Annotated in this window: 18 protein-coding genes, 1 tRNA gene and 2 riboswitches; of the genes, 4 read left to right on the top strand and 15 right to left on the bottom strand. The window is 63.4% G+C overall.

Annotation, left to right across the window (positions count from 1 at the left end; all coding sequences use genetic code 11):
* Positions 1–61 precede the first annotated feature (61 nt).
* The 8 genes from B0G83_RS25380 to B0G83_RS25345 form a co-directional block, all read right to left on the bottom strand.
* Positions 62–1,786 (bottom strand): thiamine pyrophosphate-binding protein, encoded by a 1,725-nt coding sequence (locus tag B0G83_RS25380; protein ID WP_105510145.1) that lies wholly within the window; start codon positions 1,784–1,786, stop codon positions 62–64.
* A gap of 262 nt (positions 1,787–2,048) precedes the next feature.
* Positions 2,049–3,437, bottom strand: coding sequence for an L-serine ammonia-lyase (locus B0G83_RS25375; RefSeq protein ID WP_105510144.1), 1,389 nt, complete (start codon positions 3,435–3,437; stop codon positions 2,049–2,051).
* Positions 3,438–3,466: 29 nt separating this feature from the next.
* On the bottom strand, positions 3,467–4,600 hold the full coding sequence (locus B0G83_RS25370; RefSeq protein WP_105510143.1) for an alginate lyase family protein: 1,134 nt from the start codon (positions 4,598–4,600) through the stop codon (positions 3,467–3,469).
* A 127-nt stretch (positions 4,601–4,727) separates the two neighbouring features.
* A complete protein-coding gene (gene gcvP, locus B0G83_RS25365) occupies positions 4,728–7,664 on the bottom strand; it encodes an aminomethyl-transferring glycine dehydrogenase (protein WP_105510142.1) in 2,937 nt (978 codons plus the stop codon).
* A 77-nt stretch (positions 7,665–7,741) separates the two neighbouring features.
* Complete coding sequence (gene gcvH, locus B0G83_RS25360) at positions 7,742–8,122, bottom strand: glycine cleavage system protein GcvH (RefSeq protein WP_105510141.1); 381 nt, start codon at positions 8,120–8,122, stop codon at positions 7,742–7,744.
* Positions 8,123–8,188: 66 nt separating this feature from the next.
* On the bottom strand, positions 8,189–9,307 hold the full coding sequence (gene gcvT / locus B0G83_RS25355) for a glycine cleavage system aminomethyltransferase GcvT (protein WP_105510140.1): 1,119 nt from the start codon (positions 9,305–9,307) through the stop codon (positions 8,189–8,191).
* Positions 9,308–9,387: 80 nt separating this feature from the next.
* A riboswitch (glycine riboswitch) is annotated at positions 9,388–9,532 on the bottom strand.
* 33 nt (positions 9,533–9,565) lie between these two features.
* A riboswitch (glycine riboswitch) is annotated at positions 9,566–9,667 on the bottom strand.
* A gap of 145 nt (positions 9,668–9,812) precedes the next feature.
* Complete coding sequence (locus B0G83_RS25350) at positions 9,813–10,163, bottom strand: hypothetical protein (RefSeq protein WP_105510139.1); 351 nt, start codon at positions 10,161–10,163, stop codon at positions 9,813–9,815.
* 207 nt (positions 10,164–10,370) lie between these two features.
* A complete protein-coding gene (locus B0G83_RS25345; protein WP_105510138.1) occupies positions 10,371–11,420 on the bottom strand; it encodes an oxidoreductase in 1,050 nt (349 codons plus the stop codon).
* A gap of 321 nt (positions 11,421–11,741) precedes the next feature.
* Here B0G83_RS25345 and B0G83_RS25340 point away from each other — a divergent pair, with 321 nt between their 5' ends.
* Positions 11,742–13,832, top strand: coding sequence for a UvrD-helicase domain-containing protein (locus tag B0G83_RS25340; protein WP_105510137.1), 2,091 nt, complete (start codon positions 11,742–11,744; stop codon positions 13,830–13,832).
* A gap of 181 nt (positions 13,833–14,013) precedes the next feature.
* Positions 14,014–14,595, top strand: coding sequence for a hypothetical protein (locus B0G83_RS25335; RefSeq protein ID WP_105510136.1), 582 nt, complete (start codon positions 14,014–14,016; stop codon positions 14,593–14,595).
* Between the two features lie 91 nt (positions 14,596–14,686).
* On the opposite strand, the gene B0G83_RS25330 is transcribed toward B0G83_RS25335, so the two are convergent.
* Positions 14,687–15,589: a cytochrome c5 family protein gene (locus B0G83_RS25330; RefSeq protein WP_105510135.1), complete on the bottom strand. Its 903-nt coding sequence runs from the start codon at positions 15,587–15,589 to the stop codon at positions 14,687–14,689.
* A 274-nt stretch (positions 15,590–15,863) separates the two neighbouring features.
* Between B0G83_RS25330 and B0G83_RS25325 the strand changes: the two genes are divergently transcribed.
* Positions 15,864–15,939, top strand: a tRNA-Arg gene (locus tag B0G83_RS25325).
* A 471-nt stretch (positions 15,940–16,410) separates the two neighbouring features.
* On the opposite strand, the gene B0G83_RS25320 is transcribed toward B0G83_RS25325, so the two are convergent.
* Complete coding sequence (locus tag B0G83_RS25320; protein ID WP_105510134.1) at positions 16,411–17,460, bottom strand: HAD family phosphatase; 1,050 nt, start codon at positions 17,458–17,460, stop codon at positions 16,411–16,413.
* 297 nt (positions 17,461–17,757) lie between these two features.
* On the opposite strand from B0G83_RS25320, the gene B0G83_RS25315 reads away from it, so the two are divergent.
* On the top strand, positions 17,758–18,489 hold the full coding sequence (locus B0G83_RS25315) for an acetyltransferase (RefSeq protein WP_105510133.1): 732 nt from the start codon (positions 17,758–17,760) through the stop codon (positions 18,487–18,489).
* Positions 18,490–18,571: 82 nt separating this feature from the next.
* Here the strand turns inward: B0G83_RS25315 and B0G83_RS25310 are convergent, their stop codons facing one another.
* From B0G83_RS25310 to fliD, 5 genes are all read right to left on the bottom strand, one after another.
* Entirely contained in the window at positions 18,572–19,234 is a 663-nt protein-coding gene (locus tag B0G83_RS25310) for an acetyltransferase (protein ID WP_105510132.1), read from the bottom strand.
* Between the two features lie 31 nt (positions 19,235–19,265).
* Positions 19,266–20,414, bottom strand: a complete 1,149-nt coding sequence (locus tag B0G83_RS25305) for a DegT/DnrJ/EryC1/StrS aminotransferase family protein (protein ID WP_105510131.1) — start codon at positions 20,412–20,414, stop codon at positions 19,266–19,268.
* A gap of 20 nt (positions 20,415–20,434) precedes the next feature.
* The gene (locus B0G83_RS25300) at positions 20,435–22,783 is read right to left on the bottom strand and encodes a tetratricopeptide repeat protein (RefSeq protein ID WP_105510130.1); all 2,349 of its coding nucleotides are present in this window, start codon (positions 22,781–22,783) and stop codon (positions 20,435–20,437) included.
* A gap of 277 nt (positions 22,784–23,060) precedes the next feature.
* Complete coding sequence (locus tag B0G83_RS25295; RefSeq protein WP_105510129.1) at positions 23,061–23,360, bottom strand: flagellar protein FliT; 300 nt, start codon at positions 23,358–23,360, stop codon at positions 23,061–23,063.
* Between the two features lie 27 nt (positions 23,361–23,387).
* Positions 23,388–24,893, bottom strand: a complete 1,506-nt coding sequence (gene fliD / locus B0G83_RS25290) for a flagellar filament capping protein FliD (RefSeq protein ID WP_105510128.1) — start codon at positions 24,891–24,893, stop codon at positions 23,388–23,390.
* Between the last annotated feature and the right edge of the window lie 23 nt (positions 24,894–24,916).

Genomic DNA, 24,916 nt, shown 5'->3' with positions numbered 1-24,916 from the left:
CTCTGAATCGCAGGGCTTTTTATTGGGGGCTCCGTTTCGGGCGTAGCACGCCAAACCGGCGCTACGCTTCCCCGCGCAGTTTCCTCCCCTGCTCGCGTATCTGCTCCAACGTCGCCCCGGGCGTACTCGCCTCCTGCGGCATGCGAATCTCGATCACTGCCGCGCGCTTCGCTTGCATCGCGCGTTGCAAGGCCGGCAGAAAATCCTCCGTGCGTTCCACCGTTTCACCGTGCGCGCCAAACGACCGCGCGAACGCCGCGAAGTCCGGATTGGTCAATCCCGTGCCATGCACGCGCCCAGGATAATGCCGCTCCTGATGCATCCGGATCGTGCCGAAGTGGCCGTTGTTCACGACGATGAACAGCACATGCAGGTCGTACTGCATTGCCGTCGCGAGTTCTTGCGCCGACATCATGAAGCAGCCGTCGCCGGCTAACGCGACTACCGCGCGTTGCGGGTAAAGCGACTTCGCCGCGATCGCCGCCGGCACGCCGTAGCCCATCGCGCCGCTCGTCGGCGCGAGTTGCGAGCGATAGTGCCGATACGAAAAATGCCGATGCAGCCACGTCGCGTAATTGCCCGCGCCGTTCGTGAGAATCGCATCGTCCGGCAGATGCGCGCGCAATTGCTGGATCACTTCGCCCATTTGCACGTTGCCCGGAATCGGGCGCGGCTTGCGCCAGTCGAGATACGCGCGATGCGCGTCGTCCGCCGCGCCGCGCCAGGCCAGCGCGTCGTTAGAGGCGGGTTGCATCGCCGCAAGCATCGCCGCCAACTCGGGCATGCCAGAGACGATCGGCAAATCCGCGGCATACACACGTCCCAATTCGTCCGCGCCTTGATGCACGTGAACGAGCGTTTGCTTCGTCTTCGGAAGGTCCAGCAACGTATAGCCGTTCGTCGTGGCTTCGCCCAGGCGTGGCCCGATCGCAAGCAGCAGATCAGCATCACGAATACGTCGAGCGAGCGCCGGATTGATGCCGAGGCCGACATCGCCCGCGTAATTCGGATGCTCGTTGTCGAGCGTGTCCTGAAAGCGGAAGGCGAGCCCAACCGGCAACTGCCAGTTCTCGACGAAGCGCCGGAAATCCGCGCAGGCCGCCGGCGTCCAGCCGCTGCCGCCCGCGATCACCATGGGCCGTTGCGCGCCTTCCAGCAGTTGCCGCAACGTCTCGATCTGCGCGACCGACGGCGACGCCGCCACGCGCTGATATGCCGGCGCGCCGGCAACGGCATCGCACGCGTCGCTCAAGACATCTTCCGGCAACGACAACACCACCGGGCCAGGCCGGCCCGACGTCGCGGTGTGAAACGCATGACTCAGATATTCGGGAATGCGCTTCGGATCGTCGATCTGCGCGACCCACTTCGCCATTTGACCGAACATGCGCCGATAGTCGATCTCCTGAAACGCCTCGCGATCCAGATGCTCGCGCGCGCATTGGCCGATCAGCAAAATCATCGGCGTGGAGTCCTGAAACGCGGTGTGCACGCCGATGGACGCATGCGTGGCGCCCGGTCCGCGTGTGACGATCGCAATGCCCGGGCGGCCGGTCAATTTGCCGACTGCTTCGGCCATATTCGCGGCGGCGGCTTCGTGACGGCACACGACGGTCTGGATGCGTTCCGTCTCATCGTGCAGCGAATCCAGCACCGCGAGAAAACTTTCGCCGGGTACACAGAAAACACGTTCGACACCATGCGTGAGCAAGGCATCGACAATGAGACGCGCGCCAGTGGTTTGAGCGGCGACGGAACCTGAAACGGGAGCATTCGGCAGCGACATTGCGATGAAGCCTCCAGGCAGTGCGTGAGTGCGATCTGAAATTGCCGCATCGGCAAGAGGGAAGCCGATCGGCGCTTCGACAGCTTACGCCGACAGCGCATGCACTGTCACGGCGCAATGGGCGCAGACACGCGGCGAGGCGTCAACAATGCACAACGCAAACCGTGCAGTCATGGCGAGTCCATCGCGCCAGAACCGCGCGCCCATAAAAAAACGCGGACCGTAGCCCGCGTTCCTCGTCATTCACCGTACAACATCGCGTTCAACATTCGACGATATTCACCGCCAACCCGCCGCGCGACGTTTCCTTGTACTTGGTCTTCATGTCCGCGCCGGTCTGCATCATCGTCTTGATGACGGAGTCGAGCGACACGTAATGCGTGCCGTCTCCGCGCAGCGCCATGCGCGCGGCGTTGACCGCCTTGACCGAGCCCATTGCATTACGCTCGATACACGGAATCTGCACCATGCCGCCGACCGGATCGCAGGTGAGTCCGAGGTTGTGCTCCATGCCGATCTCCGCAGCGTTCTCGACCTGCCTCGGCGTGCCGCCCATCACTGCGGCAAGCGCGCCCGCCGCCATCGAACAGGCGACACCCACTTCGCCTTGGCAACCCACTTCCGCCCCCGAAATCGACGCATTCAGTTTGTACAGAATGCCGATCGCCGCCGCCGTCAGCAGAAAATCGATCACGCCTTGCTGGTTGGAACCCGGCATGAAGCGCACGTAGTAATGCAGCACCGCCGGGATGATGCCGGCCGCGCCGTTGGTCGGCGCGGTGACCACGCGGCCGCCCGCGGCATTTTCTTCGTTGACGGCGATCGCGTAGAGATTGATCCAGTCGACCATCGACAAAGGATCGCGCAGCGCGAGCTCCGGATTGCCCGACAACGCGCGATACAACTGCGGCGCGCGGCGCTTCACCTGGAACGGACCCGGCAGGTTGCCGTCGGCATCCGGATTGTTGATGCCGCAACCACGCGACACGCACGACTGCATCACGTCCCAGATCTTCATCAGGCCCGTGCGCGTTTCTTCTTCCGTATGCCAGACACGCTCGTTTTCCCACATCAGTTGAGCGATGCTCTTGCCGGTCGATTCACACAGCGCGAGCAACTCGTTGCCGCTGCGAAACGAGTGCGGAAGTTGATCGACGGCGCTCAGCACCTTCGTGTTCGGCGCGCCGGCCGTCACCACGAAACCGCCGCCCACCGACAGATAGGTCGACTCGCGCAGCGTCTCGCCCTGCGCGTCGAGCGCGCGCAGCTTCAGGCCGTTCGGATGCTCGGGCAGCGCCTGGCGATAGAACGAAATCTGGTCCTTCAGCACGAACGGCACCTCGTGTGTGCCGAGCAGCGCGAGCTTGCGCGTGACCCGCACGGCTTCGAGCCGTTGCGCGATCGTATCGGGGTCGACGGTGTCGGGCGCGTCGCCCATCAGGCCGAGCATCACGCCGCGATCCGTGCCGTGACCCTTGCCGGTGGCGCCGAGCGAACCGTACAGATCCACCTTCACCGACGCGGTGTTGTCGAGCAGTCCGTCGCGTTCAAGCCCTTGAGCGAACATCAGCGCCGCGCGCATCGGCCCGACCGTATGCGAACTGGACGGACCAATGCCGATTTTGAAGAGATCGAACACGCTGACTGCCATTTACTGCTCCATGCTTAAAGGGTGTGGGTTTATCGCGCCGGTAGCGGCAAACACACGGCGAGCCACGCGGGCGGCGTCGGTGCGAGCTGTAGCGCGATCGGCGTATAGCGTCCATCGAGACGCGCCGCCAGGTGAAACAGTTCTGTCGCGTTCTTCGGGTCCCATTGACCCGAATAGCCGGGCAAGCCGGCCTCGCGACGTGTTGCATCGAACGGAACGCTCGAATGCACGAATTCTTCATGCGTTTTGCTGCCGGTCGCGTACGGCGTGAGCCAGTTGAGCGCGGCCTGCAGCGACGCGCCGTTCGGGCCCTTCTCCGGCAACCAGTTACGGTTGTGGCGGCGCGCGGACAGCGCGGCCGTGACGAGCGGCTGCAAGTCGTAGGTCACGTAATGCAGCGCGTCACGTTCGCTGAAGTCGATCGTCGAGCCGTCCGGCGCGATGTTGTCGCCGATATGCTCGACGAACAACCGTTGCGCCGCGTTGATCATCTTGCGGTTGTCGAGCGTGAACGCGGCCATTGCAATCAACTTGATGCGGTGGCTCTGCCAATTGTTACGGAACGTGCCTTTGAGCGGTCGCGGCTGCGCGTCGATCTGACCGATGTAACCGTTCGCGAGTTTCGTCAGGAACGCCATTGACGCATTGCGCGTTTTCACGGGCAACGCGCTCGCGGTCATGTCGTACGCGAGGATCAGACCTTCGAAATGCGTTTCGTCGATCGGATTGAAGCTCGGCTGATAGGTGGTCACCCACGCATACAGCAAACGGTCGACCAGCTTCAGATAACGGTCGTCGCTGGTTGCGCGCCAGGCGAGCGCGGCGTCGCGCAGCAGATCGAGATCTTTCTCCGCTTCGACGCTCTGATCGTGAATGCCCTCGTGTGGCAGCGTGCCTTCGGTGTGCAGTTTCGCGAGCGCGTGCGGCGCATCGTTCAGATGCGCCTGCACATTGCCGACCAACGCTTTCACGCCGGGATCGGCATTCGTGCGTTCGCTGGTTTGCAGCGCGGGCGCCGCGCAAAAATTCATCGCCGCCTGCGCCTCGCGCAACGGCAGCAGCAACGCCGCGCTCGCCAGCGCGAACGTGCAGGCCTGCTGCCACGTCCTCTGGGCTTGCCTGATACCGGTCCGGCTATGCATCGATCGCACCTTTCGCGCCATGCGAAACTCCTCGTTAGGCTGATTCGGTGTGTGATGTTAGCCGTTTGCGGCCACTCGCGACAGAAATGCGAACTGAACCGCGCACCGCCTCCTTATAAACGCAGGCGATGCGCAGGGACGGTCACGCTTACTCGTAGTCGGCGATCGGCACGCAGGAGCAGAACAGATTGCGGTCGCCGTACACGTTGTCCGCACGGCCGACTGGCGGCCAGTACTTCTTCGCGATCAACGTGGGCAGCGGATACGCGGCGGCTTCGCGCGCATACGCATGCTTCCAGTCGTCGGCGATCACGACGGCCGCAGTGTGCGGCGCGTGCTTCAGCGGATTGTCCTCGCGATCCGAGCGGCCGTCTTCGACCGCGCGGATTTCGTCGCGGATCGCAATCATCGCCTCGATGAAACGGTCGAGTTCTTCCTTCGATTCCGATTCGGTCGGTTCGACCATCAGCGTGCCCGGCACCGGGAAGCTCATGGTCGGCGCGTGGAAGCCGTAGTCGGCCAAACGCTTGGCGACGTCGTCGACGCTGATGCCGCTGGTTTCCTTCAACGGACGCAGGTCGAGAATGCATTCGTGCGCGACCAGTCCGCCGGGGCCCGAATACAGCACCGGATAATGCGGCGCCAGTTTGTTCGCGACGTAGTTCGCGTTGAGGATGGCGGTTTCCGTTGCAGCGGTGAGGTTCTTCGCGCCCATCATCGCGATGTACATCCACGAGATCGGCAGGATCGAGGCCGAGCCGAACGGTGCGCCCGACACCGCGCCGATACCGTTCGGCGCGCGTTCATAGCCGGACGAAATCTGGTTCGGCAGGAACTGCGCGAGATGCGCGCCGACTGCGACGGGGCCGACGCCCGGTCCGCCGCCGCCGTGCGGAATACAGAACGTCTTGTGCAGGTTCAGGTGCGAGACGTCGCCGCCGAACTGGCCCGGCGCGGTCAGACCGACCATGGCGTTCATGTTCGCGCCGTCCACGTACACCTGGCCGCCGTGCGCATGCACGATCTCGCAGATTTCGCGCACATTCTGCTCGAACACGCCGTGCGTGGACGGGTACGTAATCATGATCGCCGCGAGTTTGTCGGCGTGTTGATCGGCCTTCTTCTTCAGATCCTCGATATCGACGTTGCCTTGTGCGTCGCACGCCACCACGACCACCTGCATGCCGGCCATTTGCGCCGATGCCGGGTTCGTGCCGTGCGCCGAAGCGGGAATCAGGCAAACGTTGCGATGCGCTTCGCCGCGCGACGCGTGATACGCGTGGATGATCAGCAGACCCGCGTACTCGCCTTGCGAGCCGGCGTTCGGTTGCAGCGAGACCGCCGCATAACCCGTTGCCGCGACCAGCATTGCTTCGAGCTGATCGATCATTTCGCGGTAGCCGACGGTTTGCTCAGCCGGTGCGAACGGATGGATCTGGCCGAATTCAGGCCACGTGACCGGCAGCATTTCCGACGTCGCGTTCAGTTTCATCGTGCACGAGCCGAGCGGGATCATCGAGCGATCGAGCGCGAGATCCTTGTCGGAGAGGCTACGCAGATAGCGCAGCATTTCCGTTTCCGAATGATGACGGTTGAACACGTGATGCGTGAGGTACGCGCTGGTGCGTTCGAGCGCGGCCGGCACCGATGCCGTGTTGGAGGCCGCGAGTTTTTCGTCGAGCGTGTCGATTTGCGGCACGTCTTTCGAACCGGCGGCTTCGGCAAACACCGCGAGCAGATCGGCCAAATCGCGACGCGACGTGGTCTCGTCGATCGACAGGCCCACTTGCGTGGCGCTCACGCGACGCAGGTTGATGCGCCTGGCGTTCGCCGCGTCGTGCAGCGCTTGCGTGCGCGCGCCGCTGTTGAACGTGAGCGTGTCGAAGAAGTTTTCGTTGGCGAGCGTATAGCCGAGTTGCCGCGCGCCTTCGGCGAGCAGCGCGGCAATGCGGTTCACGCGCAGCGCGATCGTCTTCAGACCGTGCGGGCCGTGATACACCGCGTACATGCTGGCCATGATCGCGAGCAGTGCTTGCGCGGTACACACGTTTGAAGTCGCCTTCTCACGGCGAATATGTTGTTCGCGCGTTTGCAGCGCGAGACGCAGCGCGGGATTGCCTTGCGCGTCGACGGTCACGCCGACGAGGCGGCCCGGCATCTGACGCTTGAATTCGTCACGCACCGCGAGGTAAGCCGCGTGCGGGCCGCCGAAACCGACCGGCACGCCGAACCGCTGCGTATTGCCGACGGCCACGTCCGCGCCCCATTCGCCCGGCGGCGTGAGCACGGTCAGCGCGAGCAGGTCGGCGGCGACCACCACATGGCCGCCTGCGGCGTGGATTGCTTCGGTGAGCGCGCGGTAGTCCCGCACGTCGCCGTTCACGCCGGGGTATTGCAGCAGCACGCCGAACGCATTCGCGTTCGCGGCTTCCGCGGCGGGGCCCACTTTCACTTCGATGCCGACCGGCGTGGCGCGCGTCTTCACCACTTCGATGGTTTGCGGCAGCACGTCGTCGGCGACGAAGAACACGTTCGACTTCGGCTTGCCCACACGTTGCAGCAGCGTCATCGCTTCGGCGGCGGCGGTGGCTTCGTCGAGCAGCGAGGCGTTCGAGATCGCCAGGCCGGTCAGGTCGACGATCATCTGCTGGAAGTTCAGCAGCGCTTCGAGACGGCCTTGCGAGATTTCCGGCTGATACGGCGTGTACGCGGTGTACCACGCCGGATTTTCCAGCACGTTGCGCAGAATCACCGTCGGGGTGTGCGCGTTGTAATAGCCCTGCCCAATGTAGGAGCGGAACACCTGGTTCTTGTCCGCGAGTTCACGCAGCGCGGCGAGCGCTTCGGCTTCGCTCTTCGGTTGCGCGAAGGGGCCGAGCGGCAGCGTTTCGGTGCGGCGGATCGTCTTCGGAATGACGGCGTCGATCAGCGCGGCGCGCGACGCGAAGCCGAGGGCTTCGAGCATGGCGTGCTGGTCGGCCGCATCCGGGCCGATGTGCCGTTCGGCGAAGGCGTCATGCACTTCGAGCGCGGCGAGCGAGAGAGGAGTGCGGTTCATCAGACGATCCGGGTGTTCGAGCTTCATGGGTGTTCCTGGCGGTGCGGCTGTCTCTTCGGCATCTGAAAAGCCGCCGCACCTGACGGGTTAAACGTAAGGGTGAATCAGGCGCCGATGGCCTTGGCGTATGCGTCGGCATCGATCAGGCGATCGTGCGTGGCGTCGTCGGACGGCTTGATCTTGAAGAGCCAGCTCTCGTACGGCGAGGTGTTCACCGAATCGGGCGTGTCGGCGACGGCGGTGTTCGCTTCGATGATTTCGCCCGAGACCGGCGCGTAGATATCGGAAGCGGCTTTCACCGATTCGATCACGGCGACGGTGTCGCCGGCTTCGACGTTCTTGCCCAGTTCCTGGACTTCGAAGAAGACGATATCGCCGAGCGCTTCCTGCGCGTGGTCGGTAATGCCGACCGTCAGCGTGCCGTCCGCTTCGGTGCGGACCCATTCGTGCGATTCGGTATATTTCAGATCGGCCGGGATGCTCATCGGATGCTCCTGTGCGGTGTTCGGTAGTGATTCAATAAAGGGGGGGGGGCGTACGCGCCGGCCTGCTTAAACCGCGAGCACTTTGCCGTTGCGCACGAACGGCAGTTTTACCACGCTTGCGGGAACGTTTTTGTCACGAATCTGAACGTGAACGGTGTCGCCCGGCTGCACGCCTTTCGGCACGCGCGCAAAGGCGATCGATTCCTGCATGGTCGGGGAAAACGTGCCGCTGGTGATTTCGCCTTCGCCGTGCGGCGTGACGACTTTCTGGTGAGCACGCAGCACGCCTGCGGCCTTGCCGTTGTCCTTCAGCAGGATCAGACCGACGAACGCAGCCTGCGAGCCGTTCGCTTCCAGCTTGTCCTTGCCGACGAAGGCGCGCGGCGACGTGAGGTCGACGGTCCACGCGAGACCGGCGTCGAGTGGCGAGACGTTGTCGTCCATATCCTGGCCGTACAGGTTCATACCGGCTTCGAGGCGCAGCGTGTCGCGCGCGCCGAGGCCGGCCGGGCGGACGCCTTGCGCCTGCAGCGCGTCCCACAGCGCGGCGACGTGATCCGCCGGCACGATGATTTCGAAGCCGTCTTCGCCGGTGTAGCCAGTGCGTGCGACGGTCAATTCGCCGAACGGCGTGTCGTCGATACGGGCGGCGTTGAACGGCTTCAAAGTTTCAGTCGCGGCGCGCGCGGCCGGCACGGTTTGCCAGACTTTGTCGCGCGCGTTCGGGCCTTGCACGGCGACGATCGCGTAATCGCGGCGCGGCGTGATGGTCAGGCCGAAGCTGCCTTCCGCGTTGAGCTGGCCGAACCAGGCGATGTCTTTGTCGGCGGTGCCGGCGTTCACGACCACGCGAAAGTGATCTTCGCCGAAGTAGTAGACGATCAGATCGTCGATCACGCCGCCGTTCGGGTTCAGCAGACAGGAGTAGAGCGCGCGGCCCGGCGTTTGCAGCTTGCCGACGTTGTTGGCCAGCGCGTAGTCGAAGAAGGCGCGCACCCGCTCGCCGGTGAAATCGACGACGCACATGTGCGAGACGTCGAACATGCCGGCGTCGGTGCGCACGGCGCGATGTTCGTCGATCTGCGAGCCGTAGTTGACGGGCATGTCCCAGCCGCCGAAATCGACCATGCGGGCGTTGAGCGCACGATGGGTGGCGTGGAGCGGGGTGTGTTTGAGTTCGGTCATGGGGCCTCGGGCGTCTCGCGAAACAAAAAAGGCCATGCGGCGCTACGCCTCGCGGCCTGATGGCTGCGAGCGATGCGCTGCATGGCCCCTCTGTCCTCGATACCTGAGAGATTGCGTTGCCGCGAACACTTTGACGTGTCGTGGTGAAACGCGCGCCCCTTCGGTGGGCAGCCTGCCGGAATCTGCGTTTGCAGATGGCTACTGCCGCTCTCCAGAGTGCGAAAAACCGGTGCCTCGATGTTGCCTGAAGGCGGGTTTTTCGACGCGGTCGGTCCTTTTGCCTGAGAGTTTGCGGGTGTGCCCCTTCGGCGGTGCGGCCTGCGATTTTCAGCGGCCAGCACGCTCTCCCGACGCGTGCGGCGAATGTACGCGACGCCCTCGGGCTTGTCAAATAAAGGCGCGCGAGCGGCGCGGGGGTTGGCGCAGCGCGATTACGCCTGTCAAAAAAAAGCGCGGGACGTGATGCCCGCGCAATTTTGCCGCTGCGTTGCCTGAACTGGCGCGATTATTCGCCGATGGCGTGTGCCGCGTTGTCCAGTTCCTGGTTCAGCACGCGCTGTTCGTCGCCGGACAGCCCGCCGCCGTGTTGCGCGGCCATGTCGTGCGCTTCCTGACGGATCACGTCGAGGCGATGATGCAGCGCGCCGCCTTGCGGGGGCGGATAGTAGCCTTGGTTGACGTGCGCGTCGATGCGGCGGCTCAGGTTGTCGATACGGCCATCGACCTGATGCAGGCGTTCATACGCGATCTGCTGCGGGTTGGGGCGCGGGGCCGGCGCCGGTTGGGGCGCCACCACGCAAGCGGCGAGCGAACTGAGCAAAGCGCATGCTGCTACTGCGCGAATGATACGGGGCATGGACTCTCCGGAAGTCGTTGTCGTTTTCTGGTGCTACCCGGGTAGCAACGGATCAGACGGCGTTAACGCTGACCGGACAGCGGCGCTTATTTGTAACGTTATGTTCCTTTCGGGCTTGTCAGTTTCAGGCGGCGCGGCGACGGTTATGAGACGGGTTTTAGGTACACAGATCGTCGCCGCACGCCGGCCAACCCGCTGGCCAACGCCTTAACGAATCCGCTCGAACGGCAAGCGGACGCCTTCCTCCGAACTGCGCGCGGCCAGTTCGATAATCGTCATGACGTCGACGGCTTCCTGGGCGCTGACGGGGAATTTCACGCCGTTCTGGATCGAATCGGCGAGGGCAACGTAGAAGCCGGCGTAATCGCCGTTAAGCGTCGGCAGTTCGCGTTCGACTTCCTGATCACCTTCCAGCACACGCAGCACGCCCGCCGTATTTCCAGCGGCGAAGCCCTCGTCGCCGGGACGCAGGCCGGCCTTCAACTGATCTTCCTGGGTGTCGAGCCCGTATTTCACGTAGCTGCCGCGCGTGCCGTGAATCGCAAACCGCGGCGCGAGCAGCATGGTGAGCGCGCTGGCGTGCAGCACCACCTCGAACTCGCCGTAACCGAGTTGAATGTGCACGTAGTCCGGCGCGCTGGCTTGGTCGCGATGCGTGCGCACGGTGGCCGACACGGTCTGCGGCGCGCCGAACAATGCCAGCGCCTGATCGATCAGGTGCGGCCCCAGGTCGAACAGCAGGCCGCCGCCGCGCGACGCCTCTTCGCGCCAGCGCTGCCTTACTTCCGGCCGGAAGCGGTCGAAATGCGATTCGAATTGGGTGACGCGTCCCAAGGTCCCGGCGGCGAGCAGGTCGCGCACCGTCAGGAAATCGCCGTCCCAGCGGCGGTTGTGGAACGGCACGAACCGTTTGCCGCGAGCCAGTGCGATGTTGGCGAGCGTGTGCGCGTCGGCGGCGGTGAGCGTGACCGGCTTGTCGACCACTACGTGCTTGCCGGCTTCCAGCGTGCGGCGCGCAAGGTCGAAGTGCGTGTCGTTGGGCGTCGCGATCACGACGCAGTCGATTTCCTCGAGCGCGAGCAGTGCGTCGAGATCGGCCACCACCTTCGCGTGCGGATAGTCGGCGAGCGCCTGCTCGGGCCGGCCCGTCGCGATGGCCGCGACGCTCGCGCGGCCGCAGTGGTCGAGCACCGGCGCATGAAAGGTGGCGCCAGCAAAACCGTAACCCATCAATCCAATCTTCAGCGATGCGGACATGCGTGTCTTCCTGCAAAACGGCGCGCCGCCTGGCCACCGCGGCGTCGGCGCGCAACGCCGTAATTGTGGCATGTTCGGCGAGCGGGCCGGCGCGGCGGACGACGGGCGTTGCGAGAGGTCATCCGTGTTAACATCGCTCCTCTCGCGCGAACCCAAGCGGGCCGGAACAACCGCGCAGCATGCATGGTGCGCGGTTCAGCCGCCTGTGCCGTGCGGCATGATCCCGAGGCATGACCCCGAGGCAGCCAGACCGCCGGCCGGCAACGCCGAGCCGCCGCGTCCTCAACCGCCGCCTTCAACCGCATTACCCATCCACACACGATGTCCGCAGGCCTGAACCCCGCCCAAAATGAAGCGGTCCGTTATCTCGACGGCCCGTGTCTCGTGCTTGCCGGCGCCGGCAGCGGCAAGACACGCGTGATCACGCAGAAAATCGCGCACCTGATCGAGGCCAAGGGCTTCGAGCCGCGCCACATCGCCGCCGTCACGTTCACCAACAAGGCCGCGCTGGAAATGCGCGAGCGCGTGGGCAAGCTGCTCGAAGGCAAAACGCTCACCACGCCCGGCAAGGAAGGCCGCAAAGTGCCCGTCAACCAGTTGACGGTCTGCACCTTCCACTCGCTTGGCGTGCAGATTCTGCGTCAGGAAGCGGAACACGTCGGCCTGAAGCCGCAGTTCTCGATCATGGATTCGGACGACTGTTTCGGCATGATTCAGGAGCAGGTCGGCTCGACGGATAAGGGTTTCATCCGCAAGATCCAGTCGATCATTTCGCTGTGGAAGAACGGCATGATCATGCCGGAGCAGGCCATGGCGATCGCGGCGAACGAGGACGAGCATCAGGCCGCGATCGTCTACCGCAATTACGTGGCGACGCTGCACGCGTATCAGGCGGTCGATTTCGACGATCTGATCCGTCTGCCCGCCGAGTTGTTCGAGAAGAACGAGCAGGTGCGCGACCGCTGGCAGAACAAGCTGCGCTATCTGCTGATCGACGAGTATCAGGACACCAACGCGTGCCAGTACGAACTGGTCAAGCTGCTGGCCGGCAAGCGCGCGGCCTTCACGGCAGTGGGCGACGACGATCAGGCAATCTACGGCTGGCGCGGCGCCACGCTCGAAAATCTCGGCCAGCTGAGCAAGGATTTTCCGAAGCTGCATCTGATCAAGCTCGAGCAGAACTATCGTTCGACGGTGCGTATTCTGACCGCCGCGAACAACGTGATCGCGAACAACCCGAAGCTGTTCGAAAAGAAGCTGTGGTCCGAACACGGCATGGGCGACACGATCACCGTCACGCCGTGCAACGACGAAGAGCACGAAGCCGAATCCGTGGTGTTTCGTCTGTCCGCGCACAAGTTCGAGCGCCGCGCGAATTTCCGCGACTACGCGATTCTGTATCGCGGCAATTTCCAGGCGCGGATCTTTGAACAGGTGCTGCGCCGGGAACGGATTCCCTATGTGCTGTCGGGCGGCCAATCGTTTTTCGACAAGGCCGAGATCAAGGACATCTGCGCGTATCTGCGTCTGATTGCCAACGCGAACGACGACCCCGCGTTCATCCGCGCGATCACCACGCCGCGCCGTGGCGTCGGCAATACGACGCTCGAAGCGCTCGGCTCGTTCGCGGGCCAGGCGAAGGTGTCGCTGTTCGAGGCGGTGTATATGGGCGGCATCGAAGCGCGGCTGTCGCCGCGCCAGATCGAACCGATGCGTGTGTTCTGCGACTTCATGCAGCGCCTTACCGATCGCGCGGAGAAAGATGCCGCGGGTCCGCTGCTCGATGAACTGATGGACGCGATCCACTACGAGGCCTATCTGTACGACGCGTTCGACGAGCGTCAGGCGCAGTCGAAGTGGCAGAACGTGCTGGAGTTCATGGAATGGCTGAAGCGCAAGGGCACCAAGGCTGAGCCGGAAGGCGCCGCGAATAGCGAGGCGACCGGCTACGACACCGCCGACGGTCTCGGCGACACCGGCAAGAATCTGCTCGGCCTGATCCAGACGGTCGCGCTGATGTCGATGCTCGAAGGCCGCGAGGAAGATCCCGATGCGGTGCGGCTGTCGACGGTGCATGCGTCGAAAGGGCTGGAGTATCCGCACGTGTTTCTGGTGGGCGTCGAGGAGGGCATCATGCCGCACCGCGGCGGCCCCGACGACGAGCCGATCGACGACGCGCGCATCGAGGAAGAACGTCGATTGATGTACGTGGCGATTACGCGTGCGCAGCGCAGTCTGCATCTGAACTGGTGCAAGAAGCGCAAGCGCGCGAGAGAGACGGTGGTGTGCGAGCCGTCGCGTTTCATCCCCGAGATGTTGCTCGATGATGCGCCCCCGCCTACCGCGGAAGAAGCGCCGATGTCGCCGAAGGATCGGCTGGCGAGTTTGAAGGCGCTGTTGCAGAAGCCTTGAGTGATGCGGCGTGGCGTTTCGCCGTGCCTTGCAGCGGTGTGTCGTGTCGCGATGCGCGGGGTGCGCAAGACCCCGCGAGCGACAGGTGCTTCGACGGTTTGGCGGCACGCTCGCGCTAGAGTGACGCGGCTCGTCGACGGTGAAAGTCTGCGGGTGTTGCCGTTCACTGGAGACCGCTCGCATGACCTCGCTGCCGCTCGCCCCCTATCGCCGCGCGCTTGAAACCTACATCGACGCGAAAGACAACACGCGGGCCGAGCGCATCCCGGAGGCGTTCGCTGCCGACGCCGTGCTTACCATGTCGCTTGCGACGTCGAATATCGCGTTTCCGGCGCGCACCGTCGGCGCCGATGCAATCGCTAAAACGCTTGTCACCGATTTCGGCGCCCAGTACACGCGGTGCAGGACCTATTACGTCTGCGATGAGCTCGCCGTGCAAGACCACGCGATCGACGCGCTGCCCTGGCTGGTGGTGATGCGCGAACCGGCGACGGGTGCATTGCGCGTCGGTCACGGCGTGTATCGGTGGACGTTCGACGAGACACCGGTCGTTACAGGCTTTCATATTCATATCGCGCGCATGGACGTCGTGCCCGATGCCGATGGCGCTTTGCTCCACGCGCTGCAAGCGGGGCTGCCGTATCCGTGGCTGACGCCCGCTGTTTTGCATGCGCATCTCGCCGCGCTGGCTCGTGACATGCCGGCGTTGGCATTTGTCGACGCGTTCAGCCGGCCGGCGAGTGCCTCGCGCCACGAGTCATAAGCAAAAATCCCTGCCTCACGTTGCCGTGAGGCAGGGATTTTTCGTGCCGCAGCAAGCAACCGCTGCGGGCGGTCGCTGCCCGTCGAGCGAGTTACTTCACCGCGCTGACCATGTAATCGACGGCGGCCTTGACGTCCGCGTCCGAGGCGTTCGAGCCGCCCTTTGGCGGCATCGCGCCCTTGCCATGCAGCGCGTAGTTGTAGACCGTGTCCATTGGATCTTTCAGGCGCGGCGCCCAAGCGTCCTTGTCGCCGAACTTCGGTGCGTTCAGCACGCCGGCCGCGTGACAGGCCTGGCAGACCTGCGTATATAACGCCTTGCCGGCTTGCGAAGCATCCGCGCTTTGAGCACCGGCTGCCGGTGCGGCCGCTTGCGGCACGCTCGCCATGGCAGCCATGGCCGCTGCGGCTTGGGCCGCGCCTGCGTCGGACGCGCCGGCCGGGGCCGCTGCTGCTGTTGCGCCCGATGCCGCTGCCGCCGGCGCACCTGCCGCCGGCTGTGCCGGTTCAGGGAAGCTCGCGCCGGAATTGTTCGCCATATAGACCACGGCGCGGGCAATTTCGAAGTCGCTGTAGTCGTCGGGGCTGGTGCCGCCGCGCGGCGGCATGGCGCCTTTACCGGCGAGCGCCGTATGCCACAGCGTGTCGAAGCCTTGCGAAATGCGCGGAGCCCAGTCGGCGGTATTGGTGAATTTCGGCGCGCCTGCCGCACCCGACGCGTGACACGCGGAGCAAACGGCTTTGTAGACTTCCTCACCCGTTTTGTAGACGCGCGGCGCGTTGGCGTCGCGAATGTCGACCTGGGCGAACGGCTTGATGCGGGCGGTGACTTCGGCTTCGGAGAGGGAGTCGGTGCCGGCGCCGGTGCGTGTCGAATTATCGACGTACGCAACCAGCAGAACGATGATGACGATCGGAACAGCAAAGCTGGCGATGATCGCGGCGATGAGCTGTCCTGGGGTTTTGATCGGGGCTCCGTGTGGTGCTTCGCTCATGCTTGTCTCGTCTCCGTGGGTATGTGAGCGGTACAGCGTGACGGCAACTTCTTGTTCTATATCAGCCACGGACGATTATAGACGCAAGCTTTCGACGGCGGCGAGCGGCGCGGCGCGGTGTTCAGCAGGCGTTTACCCGCATCGGCGGGGGCGGGCCGAGCGCGTCGGATGGGGCTATCGAGGCCGCCCGGTGGACGCTTGGGCCGAAACCGGGTATTCTCTCGGTCTCGCTTTGGCGTCGCTTCCGCTCCGGTTGCCGCGCTTTTGTGTTGAAGCGCCCGTAGCTCAATGGATAGAGTACTGCCCTCCGAAGGCAGGGGTTGCTGGTTCGATCCCAGCCGGGCGCACCAAGTGAATTCCAGCGCTTCGGTCATTTTCCGAATCGCCATCCGCGTCCTTAGCATCTACGGGACGCGATCGTGTCAGGCTTTTTCCAAGCGCGTCAGCTCGACGGGCGAAATCACACACCAAACTAAGTACCCCAGAACGGGATTCGCACGTCCTTTTCGAATCCGTTCAGCGTCTCGGACGCCAAGAATTGGCCCGGCCGACGGCTTCTTGGAATTATGTCAGTTTCGCTGCGATGCCTCCGCCGATCCTTTTGTTAGCCATTTCGGTCAGCGCAACTCCAATTAGCCCAATTTGGTTTTCGCAATAGCGTCATATTTACCGGTCGTTAAAATAGGCCTGCTTTAACTATTTTTTAATTCAACATTAGTTTGCGCCGCACCGCCCAACGCAAACGACGCAAACAAAATCGCAAAAGGCCGCCCTAAGGCGGCCTTTGTCACATTCGCGGGCATTTCACGGTCAATTCATGCTTAGTTCACGGGCGCACCCGCCGCCGCATCCGCCTTAAAAACTGTCTTCCAGTCCGCCTTCATATCCACCACCAGCCAACCTTTCGTCCCGGCCTCATCCAGACCCTTGTCGAGCCTACCGCTCTTCGACGCGCGGTCATACGCATACTCCCGCTCCGCATCCGTGTGATGCACAAGCGCGGCCAGCCGAGGCCCATCGCCGGCCGAGGTCCACTCCAGCATCGGCACGTCGCCATCCGAATTACCAAACGCAATCACCGGACGCCGCCCGATCACGCGATCAATCGCGAGCGGTTTGGCCGACCCGTCGACCAGGTTGTCGACCTGCGCAAGCCGGGTCAGCGAGACCGCGCCGTTGGTCTGCGTGTAGCGGTATTTGACTGTGCTGCCGATCACCTGCTCCGGCGGAATGCCATACACGCGCTGCGCCAGGTCGCGCACGAACTCGACGTCGCTGCCGGTCACCAGATAAGTCTTAAAGCCGTTGGCGCGCAGATAGGCGAGCAATTCGAGCATGGGCTGATACGCCAGATCCGCATATAGCCGGTTGAAGCGCGGGTCGCTCGCGGAGTCGAACCATTCGTGCACGAGTGCGGCGAATTGATCGCTGGTCATGCCGGCATGCGCTGCGGCCAACACACGCATCGAACCCGTATCGCCGCTCGCCGCTATGCTTTTCAGATTGCCTTTGAGAATCGAGCGGAACGGCTCCTGACGCTTCCATTCCGGATGCTTGCCGGCCACCGTCTTCACGCGTTGCAACGCGAATACCAGCTGTACCGACGCGGGTTGTTCCGGCCACAACGTGCCGTCGTTATCGAATACGGCAATCCGGTCCGCACGGGGGATGAAATCCTTGGACTCGGGCGTCGTGACCAGTTGAACGAAGTCGACGATCGAGCGCTTGGCCGTGGTGTCGTTCCACGATGCCAGCGCCGCCGTCGATGCACCGGCGGCCGGTTCGCTCACCTCATGGTGCGGCGTGACGGAGCAAGCGGAAAGAACTACGACGGTAAGGGCAATGCAGTACCGGTGCATCGTGCGAATCATGAATTCCTCATCGAAAGAGGTGCGGCGAACTGGAAGGGAGCGTCAGTCTAATGGGGCGCGGCTATTGTTGCAGCCCCTATTGTTGCGACAGACGCGATCGTGACCAGATAAAGCGACCCACGCCGCATCGATTCACGAACGCCTGTTATGCGCTGAAGTGGTAGCGATATCGGGCCTTGTTCGACCGAGTGGTTTGGCGCGCCGATCGATATGCTCCTTGTTGAGCGATTGTCGCCGTTGCGTCCGCGTGTTCGGGACCGACGGGCGACGTCAGGCTAACGACCCTATCGGAGCACCATGAACGTCACCACATCAGACGACTTTACCGGCGTCCAGGCCAATCACTCCCTGTCGAAAGCCTTCATTGTGCTGGGCTATTCCGACGGAGCGATCTCGACGATCCCGAATAACTTCTTTCGCAACTGGATGGACGAGGAAGCGACAGTGGGCACTTTCGTGATCGGCAAGGGCTCGGGTATCGGTGTCGGTTCGATTGCTAAATACGACGGCGAGTTTCAGAAGCTGGTGATCGGGAAATACGTCGCCGGCGGTCTGCGACTGAAATTCCTATTGAACGGGCAGCACGACTTGCGGACCATTTCGACGTCGATGTTGAGCGTATACGGCGGCGATGGCATGCGGAATTCTCCGCCGCCGCAATACGGCGACACGGTGATCCGTAACGACGTGTGGATTGGTGATGAAGCGATGTTTCTCGGCGGGTCGACCGTTGAGAACGGCTGCGTGATCGGTGCAAGAACGCTCGTACCGGCTAATTTCAAAAGCGAGCCGTACGGTATCTACGTCGGCTCCCCGGCACGCCTCGTCCGGTTCCGGTTTCCCGAGAAAATCCGGGAGATGCTGGTTGAACTGGCGTGGTGGGACATGCCCGGGCTGTGGATCCGCCAACATAACAACCATTTTCTGGCCGACCTGACGGCGGACGAGGGGCAATCGATCGAAATCCTGACCGAGTTGCTGCGCGTGAAAAAAGAGTGGCTTGAACTGCGGGCCGCGGCGAACGCCTGATTGGTCAGCACGGAGCGGGCCGTCGCCAGCGGCGGTCCGGCTACCGGCGACGCCGCCTCAAACCGGCGGACCCAGCTAGCGGCTAGAGGTATTTGTCGCCGGGCTGGCGATCGCGGACCTTCCTGGCCGGCGAGCCGTATGTAATCGAGAACGCCTCCACCGCGTTGAGAACGAGTGACCCCGCGCCCACCACGCTGTGCTCGCCAATCGCGATGCCATGACGCAGCACGGCGCCGATGCTGACGGCGGCGTGGTTGCCGATATGGCAGTTTCCACCGGTCGTCACGCCAGGCGCGAGGCTGGAAAAATCCTCCATCACGCTATCGTGATCGAGCGAGGCCTGGGTATTGACGATGCAGCCGCGTCCAATCCGGCAGGCCGGATTGATCACCGCGCCAGCCATGACGACCGAGCCGCCATCGATAGTCGTTTCCTTGCCGATGCTGGCGGACGGATGCACCGCGCTGACAAACGGCAATGACGCGCAGACGTCGGCCACTTTTGCCGTCACTCGCGCGCGAACGCTGTTATCGCCGATCGCGACGATCACGCCCTTCAGATCATGTTCTGCAACAAGCGCCGGAAGATCGGGCTCGCCACCCAGAACGGCATAACCAAGGGTCGTTTCGCCGACCTGCCGAAACGCGTCGATCAGCCCGACGATCCGGTAACGTCCCTGTTGTTCGACGATGTCGATCACCACTTTCGCGTGGCCGGACGACCCCACGAGCACGATGTTTTGCATTGCATGCGTTCCAGTTGAAGGCCGACCGCTTTCAATTGACGCTGGCAACGATGCTCACAATGCGCTCAACCTGTACCGGGCTCAAGTCCGGAAAGATCGGCAGGCACAAGATTCGTTTCGACGCAGCGCTGGCGGTCGCCAGATTGGCGTTATGCGCCGATGGTAGCCCACGATACATCGGAAATTCGGAAATCAGCGGATAGAAGTAGCGGCGCGCGAAGATGTCGTGTTCCTTCAGCCGCTCATACAGCGCGTCGCGGCTGATCGGAAAACTGTCTTCGACCTGCACGGGAAAGTACGCGTAGTTCGCGACTTTCTCGCCTGCGTCCTGCAGGCAGCGAATGCCCGGCACGTCGGCCAGCAGCGCGCGGTACTGCGCGTCGATCGCCTTGCGTTTGGCCAGCGCCTTGTCGACGTGTTGCAATTGCAGCAGCCCGAACGCGGCGTTGATCTCGCTCATCTTGCCGTTGATGCCGGCTGCCACGACCGTCACTTCATCCACGAAACCGAAGTTCTTCAGATGGTCGATGCGCTGTTTCGTCTTCGCATCCGGGCAGATGATCGCGCCGCCTTCGAACGTGTTGAAGACCTTGGTTGCATGAAAACTGACGATCGACAGATCGCCGTGTTTAAGCACGCTGCCGTCTTCGGTCTGCACGCCGAACGCGTGCGCGGCGTCGTAAATGACCTTGAGATTGTAGTTGTCGGCAATCTTCTGGATGGCCTTTACATCGCACGGATGGCCATAGCAGTGCACCGGCATGATCGCGGTCGTTTGCGGCGTGATGGCGGCTTCGATCTTCCGCGGATCGAGATTGAGCGTGTCCGGATCGACGTCCACGAAAACCGGCTTGATGCCGTTCCACAGCAACGAGTGCGCCGTCGCGGCGAACGAATACGGCGTCGTAATCACTTCGCCGTTGATACGCAGCGCCTGCAGCGCGGTAACGAGGGCCAGCGTGCCGTTGGTGAAGAGCGCGAGGTGCTCGACGCCGAGGTACTCGCAGAGCGCCTTTTCGAGTTGCTGGTGAAACGGCCCGCCGTTCGTCAGGATCTTGCTCGTCCAGATCTTTTCGAGGTACGGCAGGAACTCCTCCAGCGGCGGAAGATGCGGCTGGGTGACGTAGATGCGTTCGTCGTCCAGCGACGCGATCGCACGAAGAGGAGCGCTAGAGCCCATAGTTTCCTCGTTGCTGTTTTTTAGTCCGGATGACGGGCGAGTACGGTTTGCGGCTCGTCCGTGCTGAAGGCGGCCGGAGCGAGACCGTCGCTCCAGCGCTGCCACATCGTGTGAAACGCGCGCGAGAGGCTTTGCGCGACGACCTCGGGCTGGAACGGCGCCGACTGCATGCAGCGCTCGCGCAAGCCCGTGCGAATGCTCGCGAGCGCCGGAATGTCGGACGCCAGCTGGATGCCCTTGGCGACGAAGTCGTCCGCGTCTTCCGCCGCGAAAGCATCGAGGCCCGAATGCGACAGCCATGCCGTGGCGGCCCGGCTCGCCATTGTCTTGCCGGCGATCGTCAGCGTGGGCACACCCATCCACAGCGAGTTCAGAACCGTCGTCGAACCGGTGTAGGGGAACGTGTCGAGACAGATGTCGACCTGAAAGTGCTGCTGCAGGTAGACCTCGACGCGCGAACGCGGACGGAACGTCAAACGGTCCCGCGAAATGCCTTCGTTGACGAACCAGCTGATAAGGTTCTCGTCGCCTTCGTCGCCGTTCATCGAGCCGAGCACCATGCGCGACGTCGGCAACTCGCGAAGCAGCCTTGCCCACACGGCGATCACGTCCGGCCGCAATTTGTTCAGCCGGTTGAAACTGCCGAACGTGATGTAGCCGTTATGCATTGCCGGCAGGATGTTGACCGGCGGCGCGTTCCTGTCCGGCAGGAACGGCCCGATGGAAGCCAGATGGACCAGCTTCTCGGAGAACTGCTTTTCCATCTCGCCGAACGGCGTGAAGAAACGGTCGCTGAGGTAGTAGTCCATCGCGTCGAGACCGGTCGTCGCCGGATAGCCGATCCAGCTGACCTGGATCGGCGCGGGCTTGCGTGCAAACGCCTGCAGTCGGTTGCGGCCGGTGTGCCCGCTCAGGTCGATCAGAATGTCGATCTTGTCGGCGCGCACCTTGTCGATGAATTGCTCGTCCGAAATGCCGGCCGTGCGGGTCCATTGATCGACCTGGGTCGTCAGCCAGTGCGTGTAATCATCGTCGTGCACGTGGTTGTAATAGACGTGGAGCGACAGGCTCTTGTCTTTCGCGAGCGGCTCGATGATCGGCATCAGGTACGACGCGACCGCGTGACGGAACAGGTCGCCGGAAACGATGCCCACTTTCAGTGGGCGACCGGGCGCGCGGCTATTCGTGTGACGCACCTTCTGCAAGCGCAGCGAGGCCTCGTGAATCCGGGCAAATTCGCGATGTTCGACGTAGATCTGCTCGGGGGCGATTTGCGGATTGTGCGCGATGGTGAAGAGCAGATTGCTGCGCGTCGGCGAATTTTTCGGATCGAGTTCGAGTGCGCGGCGAAAGCATTGCTCGGCCTCGTCCGTGGCGCCGATGTCGAGCAGCACGACGCCCAGCGTGCTATGGGACTCCGCGTAGTCGGGCGTCAGTTCGGTGGCGCGACGGCACTCGGCGACCCCTTCGCGTGCGCGGCCGAGGCCGGAGAGCACCATGCCGAGAATACGGTGGCCTTCCGAATGATCCGGATGCAGTTCGAGCAGTTTCCGGCACTCGGCTTCCGCTTCGGCATGCTTGCCCAGCAAGCGCAGCAGATCGGCGAGTGCCTTACGCACTTCGGAATCGTCGCTGCCGAACGCGACGGCGTTTTTCAAAGGCTGCAGCGAGTCGGCATAGCGGCCAGCCCGATGAAGCGCGATACCGAGGCAGCGCCATGCAAGACCGTTCGACGGACACCGTTCCGTCATGCCTTGGGCGAGTTTGATCGCGTCCGGAATGTGGCCCTTGGCAAAGAGCGTGTTGAAACGGGTGATTTCTTGCGGGGTGGGGCGGCGCGTATCGAGCGTCGCCGGCGCGGCGTCTGTCGCGTCACGGTGCGTCGACACGACCTCCGCCGGCGCCGGTTCGGGCGAGACGACCACCGGTGCGACCGCAGCCGTGGCGTAGCGGGTACCGCCGTGCGCCATGCGTGTAATCAGTCCGTCGACGGCCGGTCCTTTCAAGCCCCTTTGCTGTCCCATTTCCAGTGCCATCCAGGCCGCCTGAATCTGGTCCGCGTCGATCAAGGCGCTGATGTAAGCGACCCAGAATTGGCCGTTGTTCGGCGCGCCGCCGAGCGCGGCTTCCAGATGCGGCAGGGCGTCGGCGGGACGGCTGCGCTGCACGTACAGCACGCCGAGGTTGTATTGCACATCGACGTGGCCGGGTACGGCGTCGAGGATCGCGCTATACAACGCTTCGGCGTCGTCGAGCTCACCCTTGTGGTGATGCGCCAGCGCGGTCTGCAAAACCAGAGCGATGTCTTGCTCGAGCTGTTGCTCGGGCGTCAAAGGTTCAGCGGTCGGCTGGTCGTGAAGGAGAGTCATGGTCTCAGCGCGGAATGGTCTATGACGGAAATTGTGCGACGGGGCAGGGGTTTCCGATGCGCGGAGATGACGGTAAAAACGCCGCCTGTTTAGCGTATGGACGGGCAGGCGCGGGCGCCGAATGACAGAAAAAAGCCCGCACTAGGCGGGCTGAGGGAACGAGCGCGTCCCACTTCGACGCGTAGTTCTTATTGTCGGGTTGTACGCGAGGACCTGGTGCCGGTGTCCGCTTGCCTCGCGACAAAGCGGCGGCTTTCAGGTTCCGCGGTAAATCTGCTTACATGCGGGCCATGCGCTGGTACTCGCCGGCTGCCTTGGCGCGTCCCATGGCCGCTTCGAACTCGACATGCAGTTCGTTCTGCGTCGTTTCGGCTTCCACCAGCAGCGCCGCGTCCATGGCCTGGATCTGGCGAATCTTTTCCAGCGCGGCCGGTTCCTGCTCGGCCACCAGCGACATTAGCAGCGGCGAGCGCGCTTCGGTAAGGCGGGCCGCTTCCGGCCAGTCTGCCAGCGACGCCGCCTGGGCGATTTCCTGCGTCATTGCCAGCAGGCGATCGACTAATTCCGTCTGGTTCATGTTGAGCGCCTCCGTCAGGCTCGGCGATTACGAGTTGTTGGCGCTGGCCAATGCACCAGCGCTGTTGGCGCCGCCGAACAGCGCGGTCAGGTATTGCGAATTGCTGTTGGCACTCGCCATCAACGTGTTCAGCGCCGTGAACTGCGCCTGATACTGGCTCGTCAATTGCGCCGTGTAGTCGGCGAGCGCGCTTTGCTGCGTGGCGACGCTCTTCAGATCGGTGTTCAGCCCGGTGTTCTGGGTATCGATGATGCCGCCGGTCTGCGTGAACGTCGTGATGTCGTTGTTCAACTGCGCGGCGATGCCGTTGGTCGAGTTGAACAGCGAAGCGACCGTCGCCGGGTTGGCCGTCAGTGCGGTGGTCAGTGTCGGGCTGTCGACCACGAGCGTGCCGTCCGCCGGATCGTCTTTCAGCGTGATGCCGATCGACGCCAGCGTGGTGCCGGTGCTGCCCGAGCCGACCGCGCCGCCCACCACCGAGGCCAGGGCGTTCTGAATGGTCAACAGCGTCGAGTCGCCCAGCAGCGGGCCTTGCGACGATGACGACGAGTTATACGAGGTGAGCGTGGCCATCGTCGTGACGACGGTGTTGTACAGGCTCACGAAGGTGTTGATCGCGCTGCTTTCCGCCGTTGTATCCGGCGTAACGTTCAGCGTCTGCGACGTGTTGACCGCTGCCGCCGACAGATTCAACGTGACGCCCGAAATGGCGCTCGTTACCGAGTTGCTTGCGCTGGTCGCGGCGATGCCGTTGATCGAGAACTCCGCGTCTTGGGCGGAGGTGCTTTGCGACCAGGCGCTGCTCGTATTCGCCGAGGTGATGGTCGACTGACCGCCCGTCGTGCTGGCCGTCGACGTCACACCGAGGCTCGACAAGCCGTTGTCGCTCGTGACGTTGGTCGTCACGTTGATCACGTTGGCCGCGCCGCTGTTCGCCGAGCGCAGCACAAGGTGGGCGCCGTCCGTGCCGGTCACGACCGTCGCCGTCACGCCGGGGTTGCCGCTGGCGCCGTTGATCGCGGCCGCAATGCCGGACAGCGTGTTGTTGGTGCTGTCGATGCTGACGTTCACCGACTGGCTGCCGAGCCCGATCGTCAACGTGCCGGTGCCAAGTTGCGTGGTCGCGCCGAACGCCGCCGACGACAACGCCTGCGAACCGGCGATCTGTTGCACGGCGACCGTATAGCTGCCGGCCACGGCGCCCTTGCCGGCCGTAGCGGCCAGGCCGGTGCCGGTGGCGGTGGCGGTGAAGGTGGACAACGTCGAACCGCTCGCCAGACCGGCAATACCGGATTGCAGCGCGCTCAGCGCGGCGCTCAGTGCGCCGTACGCGGAGAGTTTGGTGTTGTCGGTGGTTTGTTGCGCCGACAGCGCCGCGGCTTGTCCCGCGGTCTTTGCGTTCACGAGCGCCGTGACGAGCGACGACACGTCCATCGACGAATTGCCCGTCGAGCCGCTGATGATCGACTGAGCGGCCGACTGCAGCGCAGCGTTGGCGCTCGCTGTAGAAGACGTGGTTGAGATCGAGGACATGCTGAGGCTCCAGGCGTCTAGGA

This window comes from Paraburkholderia sp. BL21I4N1, from assembly GCF_002973525.1.
In the GTDB taxonomy this organism is placed as follows: Bacteria; Pseudomonadota; Gammaproteobacteria; order Burkholderiales; family Burkholderiaceae; genus Paraburkholderia.
Note: the sequence above shows the minus strand (reverse complement) of the source record. Positions and strands in the feature narration are given on the sequence as shown.